Origin of the sequence: Burkholderia sp. Bp9143, from assembly GCF_003853645.1 — a bacterium.
Lineage (GTDB): Bacteria > Pseudomonadota > Gammaproteobacteria > Burkholderiales > Burkholderiaceae > Burkholderia.
On sequence record NZ_QTPO01000010.1, the window covers coordinates 131,568 to 143,667 of the forward strand.

Sequence of the window (12,100 nt, forward strand, 5' to 3'; positions counted from 1 at the left end):
ATGGAACGCCGAGGCCAGGGCCCGTTCCTGGCGTGAACGGGCCCTACTCCGCGCCGATCGTCGTGACAGGAACCCAGCGGCCGCCCTTCACCTGATAGAGCGTCGAGGTCGGGTTCTTGAGGTCGCCGTTCGCGTCGAATGCGATCTTTCCGGTGATGCCTTCGTAGTGCGTGTCGCGCAGCGCGGGCAGGAAGTCGGCGGGTTTCGCGGAATTGGCCTGCTTCATCGCGTTGATCGCCACCCACGCGCAGTCGTACGCAAACGGCGCATAGGTCAGCATGTCGGAACCGAACCGGTTCTTGTATTTCTGGACGAACGCCTTGCCTTGCGGCAGCGACTCGATCGGCCGCCCGTATTCCCACGCCATCGCGCCCTCCGCGGCCGGCCCGGCGTCATTGATGAAGATGCGATCGGCAATGCCGCCGCTGCCGACGAACTGGGTGCGCATGCCGAGCTGCCGCATCCGTTTCGTGATCAGGCCGCCTTGCACGTCGAGCCCGCCGAAGTACAGCAGATCGGCCTGCGCGGCCTTCACGTTCGTGAGCTGCGCGTTGAACTCCACGGCCTTGTCGTTCGTGAATTCCGACAGCTCGATTTTGCCGCCGGCCGCGGCGACGGCCTTCTTGAACTCCTCCACCGCGCCCTGGCCGAACGCGGTCCGGTCATCCATCACCGCGATGCGCCGCGCCTTCGTGACGGTCACCGCGTACTTGCCGGCATTGCCGGAGTTCTGCGCGTCGGTCGCAATGATGCGGAAGACCGTCTTCAACCCCTGGCGCGTAATGGCCGGATTGGTCGCCGCCGGATCGATCAGCGGAATACCGGCTTTCGCGAAAATCGGCGAGGACGGCAGCGCCACGCCGGAGTTGTAGTAGCCGACCACCGCGACCACGCCGTCGTCGACGAGTTTTTGCGCGACCTGCACGCCGATGCGCGGGTCACCCTGGTCGTCGACAGCATCGAGCTCGAAGCGGACTTCCTGCCCGCCCAGCTTGATGTGCTGCGCATTCGCCTCCTCGAGCGCGAGGCGAACGCCGTTCTCGATGTCCTTGCCGCTTGCCGCACTCTGCCCGGTGAGCGGACTCGAAACGCCGATCTTGACGACCTGTTGCCCGTAGGCCGCGCCGCAGGCGACGGACAACGCGATGGCGCTCAGGCAGGTGGCGAGCGCCTTGTGCGAAAAATTGAGCATGGGTTCAGTCCTGCAGAGAGATGGAGGGAGATCGATCGCCGTGACGGCTTGGCCCCGACATCAGACCCCGATTAATAGGGGCGAATATCGGCCAATGAATCTGAACATTTGTTCAGTATCGACACAGCTCGATGTACTATATAGCCGATCAGACCGATATCAAAAATAAAAACGCACGGTCTGCATGCGCATTAACACTAGTAATCTGTCGTTTTATGCCATATCCCTTCCGATTCGGCATGCACCAACATGAACAATTGTTCAATCAACTGAAAAACGCAGGTGCCGACTGCCACCGGATCGGCATGAACGCTTGTTCAGCCGTGCACATTCGGCGCTATCATCGTGCGGACGCTTCACTGCTCCGCACGGGATGACGGCAAGCAGCACTCAATCTGGAAGGCACGGAGCACGATCATGGAAGATGGCAGCCGCCGCGGAACCGTTTCCGACGGCCGCAAGGATGAATCCGCGCAATACGAGGGCATGCGCCTCAAGCTGATCGATTCGACGCTCGAAGTCGTCGGGCAGGTCGGGCTGGAGAACCTGACGATCCGGAAAGTCAGCGAATACGCCCGGGTCTCGGTCGGCCTGGTGCACCACCACTTCGAGAACAAGAACAACCTGGTCTACAAGACGTTCGTGTACCTCATCCGGCGCGTGCGCGAACAACTGACTGCCGGGCGGCGCGGCATCGCCGACCCGGTCGAACGCATGAAATTCACGGCGGACATGTGCTTCAGCGACGAAGTCCTGAGCCCCGGCGCGGCCAACGTCTGGCCGCACATGTGGAGTTCGTCCGCGCACGACGACGAAGTGAGACGCTTATGTACCGCCTTCTCCCGGCGCCTGCGGTCGAACTTCATCCACGACCTTCGAAACGCCGGGTGCGACAGGACCATGGCCACGATCTGGGCCATTCAGGCGATGGCGCTGGTGCACGGGCTCTGGATCGAGCACCGCGTGGCAAGCACCATCACGATCGATGAAGTGATCGGGGTATTCCACGGCATGATCGACGATGCGACCGGGCAGATGTGGCGGATGAACATGCGCGGCGCGCCGCGGCGACAGGCGCCGGGCGGCTCCGGCGCACCCGGGAATCAATCGGCTTCGGGCAGGTAGATGTCTTCGGGCTTCAGCGACAGCGTCCGCGCGATATCGCGGGACACCTGACGCTCGTAAGCACGACGAAGCAGGTCGTAGAGATCCGCGGGCAAATGGCCCAGCTCGTTCTCGCGGTACGAGAGGTAGAACGAACGACTGAGGCCGGCATACGGCCGGCCGTGCCGCGAAAACGCCGTGAGCGGCACGACGGTGAGGTCGGGAACATAGTGACGCGATTGCCACACGCAAAGCGGTGTGGTGATCGCGAAACCGAGCCCGGCGGCCACGAGGCTCAGCGCCGGATCCGTTGCGTCGAATTCGCATGACCGCTCGATGTGCTCGGCATGCGCGGCCAGGTACGCGTCGACATGCTGCCCGATGACCGATCGCGCACTGTAGCGAATGAACTGAAGATGCTTGCCCAGTTCGGTCAATGTCGTCAGACGATCGATTTCGAACCCTTTGGGCAGGACGACGAAGTACGGCTCGGAAAACAGCTTCTGCTTCCGAATGCCCATGGCGGGCGTGGTGCCGCTCGTCGTCACCGCGACGTCGAGCTGACGGGCTTCCAGTTGCGCGTCGAGCGTCGGCGTGATGCCGGACCAGAGCCGGATCTGGTGCGATGCACCCGACAGCGCCTTGATGATGATCGGGCCGATCGTCGCGGCAAAGGAATCCACGCATCCGAGCCGCACGACGACGCGCTTGGCGCGCGACACGTTGCGCACGCTCTCCACCATCTGGTCCGCGCTCTGCAGCAGCGCTGCGGCATGCTCGAACAGACGCTGGCCGGCCGCGGTCGGCCTCGCCGGCCGGGTCGCACGGTCGAGCAGCGTGGTGTCGAGCAGCGTCTCCAGCGCCTTGATGCGCTGCGACACACCCGCTTGCGAGATGTTCAGCCGATCGGCGGCATCGGAGATGGAACCCGCTTCCACGACCGCCAGCCAACTGGCAAGGAGATCCCAGTCGGGATACCGTTCAGGTCCGCTTTCTTTCATGGTGGGGCATCAAGGTGACAAATGACTGTAGCACGGGAGGGTGTCGCCCTGAAGCCCTTGCCGCGAATCGGACGCGCGATTCACTTGCTCAAGCACCATCGGCATTCGCCAACGTCGACAACGCGTCCAGCAGCTGACCGAGCAGCCTGTCGAACTCGTCGGCGGTCGACTCGGCGACGGGTGCGGCCTCGCACGCCTCCCGCCACTTGCCGGCGATCTCCAGTTCGACGACGTGGATGCCTGCCGCGGGCATTCCGTAGTGCTGCGCCGCGAACGCGTCGGCCAGTTTGCCGTTGACGACCCACGAACGTCCGCCGCGCTGGACCGACTTCGTCAGTGTGTTGACGAGCAGCTTGTCGCACGATGTACCGCGGTTCGTTCCCACGTTGCAATCGGATGCGCCCGACAGGTATCGATACGGCGAGAGCCGCGAGCTGGCGTGCGGCACGACGAGCAGCACGTCGCCATGGATCTCGCGCAGTCGCTTCAATTCGGTCGCGAGTGCGTCGTGATAGGGCTGCCAGTACTGGCGTACGCGCCGCCTCACTTCGGGTTCCGTCAGCTCGGCCATGCCGCCGTAGAGGCGTTCCCCCGACGGGGCATGGGGCCTGCACAGTGCGCTGCGGCCAAGTTCCGACGAAAGCGACTGATGGTCGGCGGCCATGTTGACGTCGATCACGCACGGATGCATGCGCGCGGCGATGCACGACATCCCGCGCGCCGCGGCCGCTTCCCGAAGTCGCGCGCCGCCCGGGTCCACCCGCATCTTCTGCACGGCATGCCACGCGGGCAGCGCCTGCCATGCCTCCGGAATCGCCGTCCCGACATGCGGCGCCGCAACCAGTATCGGCGCGTCGCCGCGATAGATCTGACCGCCGGCCTCATCGTACATAGCGTCGCCCTCGATTTCGTGTCCGCACGCGTGTCACGCGGCACGCACCGCTGACACGCGTGTTCATGTTCGCGCGTCGGTCAACACTACGCGTCGCGACCGGTCGGCGCGATATCGTAAGCGCGCCTTTATCTATGCATAAGCGTCCGTTGGGAAGCGTCGATGCAATTTCGTCCACCCCAAGATCGATTCGCGACCGGAATGCGGGCTTGCGGATCGCGGCATCATCGAAGGCAGCTCGCAAGCACGACGTATGAGTCCCCGCCGCCAGCCCGATCACGTGAAAGGGCGCGCGGCGGAGATTCAGATGGGTGTGCCGACCGCGGCAGACGCACCATTTCGGCTTCGATCGAAAGCCGTCTGCCGCTCGAAAACTATCGCGGAGACTTCTGCACATTTCTTGGTGAGGCTTTAAATGAATCACTCTTTGAAGGCGCTGGCACTCGTCGTGATCGGCATGGCGGCGCTGCCTGCCACGGCCGCCGAACTCGTTTTCTCGTCATGGGGCGGCTCGTATCAGGACGCGCAAAACGCGACCGCGGTGCGTCCGTTCGCGTCGCAATCGGGAACGAACGTCAAGACCGATACGTACAACGGCGGGATCGCCCAGATCCGCAGCCAGGTCGAGACGAAGAACGTCACGTGGGACGTGGTCGACATGCAGCTCGCCGACGCCACGCGCGCGTGCGACGAAGGCCTGCTCGAGAAGATCAATCCCGCGTCCCTGCCGGCCGCGTCGACGGGTGCCGCGGCCAAGTCCGACTTCATGCCGGGCGGCCTGTCGGACTGCCTGGTCGGCAACGTCGCGTGGTCCACGGTGATCACGTACAACAAGAACGCGTTCAAGGGCGGCGAACCGACGAAGATCGCGGACTTCTTCGACCTGAAGCGGTTCCCCGGCAAGCGCGGGCTGCGCAAGTCGCCGGAAGCCGCGCTCGAGTGGGCACTGCTCGCCGACGGCGTCCCCGCCGCGGACGTCTACAAGACGCTCGCGACGCCCGACGGCCTGAAACGCGCATTCAGGAAGCTGGACACGATCAAGTCGTCGATCGTCTGGTGGGAAACCGGCGCGCAGCCGCCGCAGCTGCTGGCCGACGGCGAGGTGACGATGACGAGCGCCTATAACAACCGGATCTACGTCGCCGCCACGCAGGACAAGAAGCCGTTCGGATTCCTGTGGGATGGCGAGGTCAAGAACATCGAAGGCTATGCGATCGTGAAGGGGTCGAAGAACCAGAAGGCCGCCCAGGACTTCATTCGTCATGCGACCTCGACCGAAGCCCTCGCGAAGCTGGCCTCGGCCACGGCACTCGGGCCGCTGCGCCAGTCGTCGGTCAAGCTGGTCGATCCGAAGGTCGCGCCCTTCCTGCCGACCGCGCCGCAGAACCAGAAGAATGCGATCGACACCAACATCGCATTCTGGGCCGATCATTCCGACGACCTGAACCAGAAGTTCGCGGTCTGGCTCGGCCAGAAGTAAGCAGGCGACGCAACCGTGAAGCGGGGCGGGCCGTGCGCCGGATCGCGAACGGCCCGCCCCGCCCTGCCGTCCGGACGATCGTGCCGCTGCGATCTCGACGACCGGCTATGCCTGACGCGGAACGCGACGCTCGGCAATCGGCGCATGGCCGAATTCCCGTCGATATGCCTTGCTGAAACTGCATGCCGACGGGAATCCGCAACGGCTCGATACGTGCGTGATGAAATCGTTGCCGGCGCGCAAGAGCCCTTGCGCGTGCTTCAGGCGAACGCTCAGATAGTATTTGCGCGGAGACGCGTTCAGATATTGCTTGAACATGCGTTGCATCTGGCGCTCCGACAGTCCGACGAGCCGCGCGAGATCGTCGAACGACAGCGGCTCCTCGACGTTCGCCTCCATCAACTTCACCGCCTCCACCAGCTCCGCACGCGTCGACTCGAGACGCGCGCCGACCGGTATCGGCTGGTGCTCGCTCGCGCCTCGAAGCCGCGTCAGAATCAGGTGTTGCGACACGCGAACGACCAGATGCGGGCCGAGATGCTTCGACATCAGGTTGAGCATCATGTCCAGCGGAGCGGTGCCGCCGGTACAGGTCATGCGGTCGCGATCGACGACGAACAATTCACGCGTGATCCGGACGTCCGGAAACTCGGCGCGCAGCCTGAACAGATCCGCCCAGTGCACCGTGCAACGGTAATCGTCGAGCAAACCCGCCGCCATCAGCGCATACGCACCGCTGCACAGCGAACCCAGTGCGATCCCGCGGCTCGCGAGCGCGACGAGCGCCTGTCGCAGCCGCGCGTCCACCGTCTCCCGGATGTGCGTGCCGCCGCATACGATCATCACGTCCGGCAGATCGCCGGATGGATCCAGCGCCTGCACGGGCCGGATCGCGATGCCGTTGCTGGCTTCGACGGGGACGCCGTCGACGGAGAAGACTGACCAGCGATAGTGCTCGACACGGTCCACGTAATTGGCGATGCGCAGCGCTTCCAGCGCATTCGTGAACGCGATCATCGAATATGACGGAAGCATGAGAAACCCGAAATGGCGCGGTTTCGAATCCGGAACAGGCGAGACGTCGTGCACGATTGCAACGCAAGGGAGTGGTCGGACCTGGATGAAGACGTCCCGAGACGGCTTCGTGGCGAAGCTGCCCGGGACGCTGTCCGACTGAAGGCGGGGAAACCGGAACCCGAAGGTCCGGCGCGGGCTACAGATCCAGCACGAGATCCGACGTCGGCCGGCTGCAGCACATCAGACGCAGGCCCTTGTCGATTTCCCGCTGACGAATGCCGCCGTTGTGCTGCATGTCGACGGACCCTTCGAGCACCGCGGTCTTGCATGTGCCGCAAATGCCCTGACTGCACGAGGACGGCAACGCGACGCCGTTCTTGCGCGCGGCGGTGAGCACCGTCTCAGACGCATTCATCTCGAACGTCTTTCCCGACTTGGCCAGCCGCACTGTGTAGGTGCCGCTCTCCACTTGCGCGGCGTTACCGGATCCGTCGGCTGCGCCGGCAACGTCCTCGAGCGGCGCCACCGTTTCGGCGAAGTTGAAGCTTTCCTGATGGTAGCGGGCCGGATCGTGGCCGCCCTGAACGAGGAGATCCCTGACGGCGTTCATATAGCCCGACGGGCCGCAGGTGAACACCTCGCGATCGCGATAGTCCGGCACGGACTGGCTCAGGAGTTCGACGCTCAGCCTGCCGATCGGGCCGCTCCAACCGGCCTCGGACCCCAGCGCTTCGCATACGTGAATCACCTGGAGATGGTCCGCATCCTCGCGCAGCCGGTTCAACTCGTCGCGAAAGATGATGTCGTCGGGCGTTCTCGCACTGTGCACGAACACGATATCGAGGTTCAGGCCGAGGTCGATCGCCGCGCGCGTCATCGACATCAGCGGCGTCACGCCCGAGCCGGCGGACAGGTACAGCATCTTCACGGCCGGCGCGGCGGCCGGCGTGAAGATGCCGGACGGACCGAACGCATTCAGCTCGACCCCGGGCCGCATGGTGTCGTGCAGCCAGTTCGACATGATCCCGCCGGGCGTGCGCTTGACCGTGATCGTCAACGTATACGGCCGCGTCGGCGGCGACGAGATCGTGTAGCAGCGGCTGACCGGCACGCCGTCGATGTCGGCCGATACGGTGATGAACTGACCGGGCTCGAAGCTGAAGGCCTGTCCGTCCTTCGCACGGAACACGAACGTCCGGACGTCGTGCGTTTCGGCACGCACCCTGCAGCACACCAGCGTCTTGCGTTCGCCGCTCGACCATTGCGGCGCCGTGCGCTCCCAGGTACCGGGGTCCGAGAAGCGATCCCCTGCTTCCGCAGCCGGCCCGGACACGCAAAAATTCTCTCTGACAGTCATGGCGAAACTCAGATACCGTGAGCCTTCAGGCGTGCGTCGTACCAGCGCGCGAACTGATCGAGCGCGGCTTCCGTGTAGGTCGAGTACGGGCCGGGAACATAGGCGGGGTCCTGCGTGCCGCTATGCGTGATCCCAACCAGATCCGCATCCTGACGCGTCGTGGCATCCCACACTTCCGTCAGCGTCTTCAGGTCGTAGTCGACACCTTCGACCGCATCCTGATGCACCAGCCACACGGTACGCACCACCGTCTTGTCCGGCGCGAGCGGCAGGACGTACGCGACCACCGCGTGATCGCTCATCACGTGGGTCCACGAGTGATGGGTCCACATATGGACATCGCCCAGATCGCGACGCGCCAGGCCGCCGAGCAGCTTCGTGCACGCCACCTTCGTATCCATCGTCTGCGATTCGCAGGAACCGGCAATGACGAGCCGCTGAGAACGGAAGTTCGTGTCGACGCTCTCGTCGAGCGACTCGAACGCCTCGCAGATATAGCCGGCCCCTTCCCACTCTTCCTTGCGGGCGGCATTGTGCGCAAGGTATTCGTCGTACTCACGCAGCGATTGCTCGCTCTGCCCGTCCGGGCAGAAGCCGAAGTCGTGCGCAAGGAACGACTGCGTGAGCTCGGGATGGGTCCCGCCGCAGTGGTAGCACTCGCGGTTGTTCTCCATCACGAGTTTCCAGTTGCCGTTCTCGACGATCGTCATCTCGTGCGCGATCTTCGTGCGCTGCATGTCATGCGGCGCGAAGCGCGGCGCCATCACCGTCTCGAGCGTCGAGAAATCTTCCGGCGCCTCGTCGGCGAGGCAAACGAACACATGCGCGCCGACCACCTTGACGTGCACCGGGATCAGGCTGCGGCATTTCGTGTCGAATTCCTTGCCCATGTGAGTCGCATGTTTCAGGCTGCCGTCCAGGTCGTACGTCCACTGGTGGTACGGACACACGACCATGCCGACGGTCGCCTTGGCGCCGCCCTTCATCAGGCGTGCGCCGCGATGCCGGCAGACGTTCCGGTAAGCACGGATGTTCTCGTCGTCGTCGCGCACGATCATGATCGACGACTTGCCGATATCGACGGCATAGACGTCGCCGGGCTCCGGAACGTCGGCCGTCACGGCCACGAAGATCCACAGCTTCTCGAAGAAGACCTCGACGTCCGTCTCGAACACGTCCTGGCGGCCAAACAGCCCGGCCGGCATCCCGTATCCGGGCTTGCGGCTGTCGAGCAACTCACGGTGGGTCTTGAGCGGGATCGCGGACATGTACTCCTCCAATCGGTTGATTTTCGCAATGCTTGTATTGCGCTTTGCCGGAAGTATTGGAGTGCCGATTCGTAGCGTCAACGCGCCTTATTTTCTGCTTCGCATTACTTTAAGTTATGCGACCTTTTCCCCGTCCTGATTTACCCTGATTCGACTGGCCCGGAAGGCATCCGGCGCCTTTCGGCGACCGCGGCGCACCGGCTTGACCCCTGCAATTTGTCAGCACAGGATGTCGCGCCGGCGCGCCGGTCGATGCGGCGCGGCCACGGGATTTCCGATGGCCGGGCTCCGGCCGGCCGCGAGCCTGCCCCCCGCATGACACCAACCTGATGAACATGACAAAACGAACCAAAGGGTATCGACGCATCGTCCCGTCGTTGACGGCGCTGGTCGAGTTCGAAGCAGTCGCGCGCCTGGCGAGCTTCACGCTCGCCGCGACCGAACTGGGTGTGACGCAGGCGGCGGTAAGCCGGCAAGTACGGTTCCTCGAGGAAACACTGAATGTCCGGCTCTTTCATCGCCTGCATCGCTCGATCGCGCTGACGACCGAGGGGGAAATGCTGTACCTGACAGTGGCCGAATCCATGCAGAAGATCGCCGGCGTATTCGATCGCCTGTCGACCGGCGCCGAGCAGCAGGAACTCGTCCTCGCGTCGACCGCGCCGTTCGCGCAGTTTCGACTGCTGCCGCGGCTTCCCAAGCTCAAGCAACTGAATCCCCCGTTGCAGCTGCGGCTGACCACCCAGATGTTCACGGCCGACCTCCGGCACGTCGAGGTCGATGTCGCGATCCGCTATGGCGACGGCCGGTGGGCGGACGGCACGTCGATCCTGTTGTTCGACGAGGAAGTGTTTCCCGTCTGCTCGCCGCGGTTCCTCGAGGAAAACGGCACGCCGGAAACGCTCGAGGCGCTCGCCGCGCTGCCGCTCGTCGAATCCGATTCGACCTACGAGGGATGGATGGGCTGGGACGCATGGTTCCACTCGGTGGGTCACCGCCCGAGCCGGTTGAACTACGTGCTGCGCTGCAGCCTCTATACCGACGCCGTCCAGGCGGCGCGATACGGGCAGGGGGTCGCGCTCGGCTGGAGCCGGATGGTGCACGACCTGCTGGCGACCGGCGAGCTGGTCCGTCTGTCGATCGCGTCCTGCAAGATGACCGACGCCTATTTCGTCGTCGTGCCGCACGGCCGCTCGATCACGCCTGCAGTCAACCAGTTGATCGACTGGTTGCGCGAGGATCTCCCGGTTCGCTGAACCGCGCCGTTCGACCTTCCGCACCCGTCGTAGCTCGACCGGCATCGCGTCCGTGACGCTGGTCGACTTCTTCCCGCCTGCGCGCATTCACTGTGTCGCGTTGCGGTCGTTGCCTGCAGTCCCGCCCCCATAACTTAATGTAATGCGACCGTGAAAATATAGTCCGTTGACCCGCCCTTTCATCCTTCCGATACTGGCCCGAAACGTACGCCAGCGCCACGCCGGTGCTGCGCCACGATCAATCACTATCTGCGTCAGAAAGGAGATGCCCATGCCGGTCGTTCGCGTCAGTTGGCTCGCGGGCAAGGAAGCGTCCGCCAAGAAGGCCGTCGCGGCCGACATCACGGAGAGCCTGCTTCGCCATGCCGGGATCGAACCCAGGCATACCTTCGTCATCTTCGAGGACGTTCCCGCCAGCGACTGGGCAATCGCGGGCGAGCTTTGCGCCGAACCATCGCGCCCCGCCTGACGAGAAGCGCACCCGCATCGATCGCCAATCCGCCGGACAGGATCCATCTTGATACGAACCTATTGCGCCTTCGTCCTCCTCGGCGTGTTCTGGGGATCCAATTTTATTTATATGAAATGGGCAGGGGCATTCATCAGCCCGGGCCAGATATCGCTGCTTCGCGTCCTGTTCGGTTTCGCGCCGCTGGCCGTGCTCGCGTGGCATCAACGCGCGGTCCGGCTAGGACAGATACGTTACCTGCATCATTTCGCCGTGATGGCCGCGCTGGCCGCGGCGTTCCCCTACTTCGCGATGGCACAGGGGACGACGCAACTCCCGTCCGGCATCGCCGGGGTGCTGGGCGGATCGTCTACCCTCTTTACGTCACTGGCATCGGGCCTGTTCCTGCGCAGCGAGAAGATGAATCGCCTGACGCAATATGGCGTCGCGCTGGGCATGGCAGGCATCGTGCTGATCGCGCGGCCGTGGGCCGGCGTGGGCAATGGCGACGCCATCAGCCTGGCGGGCGTCGCATGGATGATGTCGGGATCGGCCCTCTTCGGATTCTCGTACATCTACGCCCGGCGCTTCCTGTCGCCGACCGGCCTCGCGCCGCTGGCCATCGTGACCTGGCAGATGGGCGTCGCGTTGCTGATGCTTGCCGCACTGACCGACGTCCACGGCATCGGGCGGATCTTCGACGACAGCCGTGCGACGGCCGGGATCGTGATCGGGCTCGGTCTGCTCGGCACCGGCTCGGCGTTCATTCTGTACTACTACCTGCTGCAGAAACTCGGCACCGTGGCGGCTGCGGGCGCCGTATACATCACGCCCGTGGTCGCGCTGCTCATCGGGTGGAGCACCGGTGAAGCAGTAGGACTAACGGAGATCATGGCCGCCGTCCTCATTCTCGGCAGCATCGCGATGCTCGAAGCGGGCCGCCAGCACCGCACGCGGCAGCAGTCGCGATTCATCCAGGGCGCTGCGTCCGCCGAGTGACGTCGATGCAGGGTTGCAGCGCAACCGGATCGACTACCGACTACGACCGCCCGCGCGTTCCGCCGCCCCGCCGACCGGGGCGGCCT

General features: G+C 64.2%; 11 protein-coding genes. 5 read left to right on the forward strand and 6 right to left on the reverse strand.

The window, feature by feature from the left end:
* Positions 1–43: 43 nt before the first annotated feature.
* Complete coding sequence (locus DIE23_RS10005; protein WP_124611966.1) at positions 44–1,192, reverse strand: branched-chain amino acid ABC transporter substrate-binding protein; 1,149 nt, start codon at positions 1,190–1,192, stop codon at positions 44–46.
* 417 nt (positions 1,193–1,609) lie between these two features.
* Between DIE23_RS10005 and DIE23_RS10010 the strand changes: the two genes are divergently transcribed.
* The gene (locus DIE23_RS10010; protein ID WP_124611967.1) at positions 1,610–2,317 is read left to right on the forward strand and encodes a TetR family transcriptional regulator C-terminal domain-containing protein; all 708 of its coding nucleotides are present in this window, start codon (positions 1,610–1,612) and stop codon (positions 2,315–2,317) included.
* Here the strand turns inward: DIE23_RS10010 and DIE23_RS10015 are convergent.
* A complete protein-coding gene (locus tag DIE23_RS10015) occupies positions 2,296–3,297 on the reverse strand; it encodes a LysR family transcriptional regulator (RefSeq protein WP_124611968.1) in 1,002 nt (333 codons plus the stop codon). The two genes, DIE23_RS10010 and DIE23_RS10015, sit on opposite strands and share 22 nt — an antisense overlap.
* 88 nt (positions 3,298–3,385) lie before the next feature.
* Positions 3,386–4,189: an N-formylglutamate amidohydrolase gene (locus DIE23_RS10020; protein ID WP_124611969.1), complete on the reverse strand. Its 804-nt coding sequence runs from the start codon at positions 4,187–4,189 to the stop codon at positions 3,386–3,388.
* Positions 4,190–4,604: 415 nt separating this feature from the next.
* Between DIE23_RS10020 and DIE23_RS10025 the strand changes: the two genes are divergently transcribed.
* Entirely contained in the window at positions 4,605–5,669 is a 1,065-nt protein-coding gene (locus DIE23_RS10025; RefSeq protein WP_124611970.1) for a polyamine ABC transporter substrate-binding protein, read from the forward strand.
* Positions 5,670–5,774: 105 nt separating this feature from the next.
* Here the strand turns inward: DIE23_RS10025 and DIE23_RS10030 are convergent, their stop codons facing one another.
* The 3 genes from DIE23_RS10030 to DIE23_RS10040 form a co-directional block, all read right to left on the reverse strand.
* The gene (locus DIE23_RS10030; RefSeq protein ID WP_124611971.1) at positions 5,775–6,704 is read right to left on the reverse strand and encodes a GlxA family transcriptional regulator; all 930 of its coding nucleotides are present in this window, start codon (positions 6,702–6,704) and stop codon (positions 5,775–5,777) included.
* Between the two features lie 178 nt (positions 6,705–6,882).
* On the reverse strand, positions 6,883–8,043 hold the full coding sequence (locus DIE23_RS10035) for a hybrid-cluster NAD(P)-dependent oxidoreductase (protein WP_124611972.1): 1,161 nt from the start codon (positions 8,041–8,043) through the stop codon (positions 6,883–6,885).
* Between the two features lie 8 nt (positions 8,044–8,051).
* On the reverse strand, positions 8,052–9,311 hold the full coding sequence (locus DIE23_RS10040; protein ID WP_124611973.1) for an SRPBCC family protein: 1,260 nt from the start codon (positions 9,309–9,311) through the stop codon (positions 8,052–8,054).
* 335 nt (positions 9,312–9,646) lie between these two features.
* Here DIE23_RS10040 and DIE23_RS10045 point away from each other — a divergent pair, with 335 nt between their 5' ends.
* The 3 genes from DIE23_RS10045 to DIE23_RS10055 all read left to right on the forward strand — a co-directional run bounded on the left by DIE23_RS10045 (position 9,647) and on the right by DIE23_RS10055 (position 12,014).
* Positions 9,647–10,567 carry a LysR substrate-binding domain-containing protein gene (locus DIE23_RS10045; RefSeq protein ID WP_124611974.1) on the forward strand — a complete coding sequence of 307 codons (921 nt, stop codon included), beginning with the start codon at positions 9,647–9,649 and terminating at the stop codon, positions 10,565–10,567.
* 271 nt (positions 10,568–10,838) lie between these two features.
* Positions 10,839–11,036 carry a 4-oxalocrotonate tautomerase family protein gene (locus DIE23_RS10050; protein WP_124611975.1) on the forward strand — a complete coding sequence of 66 codons (198 nt, stop codon included), beginning with the start codon at positions 10,839–10,841 and terminating at the stop codon, positions 11,034–11,036.
* A 48-nt stretch (positions 11,037–11,084) separates the two neighbouring features.
* A complete protein-coding gene (locus DIE23_RS10055) occupies positions 11,085–12,014 on the forward strand; it encodes a DMT family transporter (protein WP_124611976.1) in 930 nt (309 codons plus the stop codon).
* The last annotated feature ends 86 nt before the right edge of the window (positions 12,015–12,100 follow it).

Bases quoted from the DNA above. Each gene is read 5' to 3' on its own strand.
- DIE23_RS10030 (WP_124611971.1), bottom strand. From the start codon at position 6,704: ATGCTTCCGTCATATTCGATGATCGCGTTCACGAATGCGCTGGAAGCG.
- DIE23_RS10050 (WP_124611975.1), top strand. From the start codon at position 10,839: ATGCCGGTCGTTCGCGTCAGTTGGCTCGCGGGCAAGGAAGCGTCCGCC.
- DIE23_RS10045 (WP_124611974.1), top strand. From the start codon at position 9,647: ATGACAAAACGAACCAAAGGGTATCGACGCATCGTCCCGTCGTTGACG.
- DIE23_RS10005 (WP_124611966.1), bottom strand. From the start codon at position 1,192: ATGCTCAATTTTTCGCACAAGGCGCTCGCCACCTGCCTGAGCGCCATC.
- DIE23_RS10035 (WP_124611972.1), bottom strand. From the start codon at position 8,043: ATGACTGTCAGAGAGAATTTTTGCGTGTCCGGGCCGGCTGCGGAAGCA.
- DIE23_RS10025 (WP_124611970.1), top strand. From the start codon at position 4,605: ATGAATCACTCTTTGAAGGCGCTGGCACTCGTCGTGATCGGCATGGCG.
- DIE23_RS10010 (WP_124611967.1), top strand. From the start codon at position 1,610: ATGGAAGATGGCAGCCGCCGCGGAACCGTTTCCGACGGCCGCAAGGAT.
- DIE23_RS10020 (WP_124611969.1), bottom strand. From the start codon at position 4,189: ATGTACGATGAGGCCGGCGGTCAGATCTATCGCGGCGACGCGCCGATA.
- DIE23_RS10015 (WP_124611968.1), bottom strand. From the start codon at position 3,297: ATGAAAGAAAGCGGACCTGAACGGTATCCCGACTGGGATCTCCTTGCC.
- DIE23_RS10040 (WP_124611973.1), bottom strand. From the start codon at position 9,311: ATGTCCGCGATCCCGCTCAAGACCCACCGTGAGTTGCTCGACAGCCGC.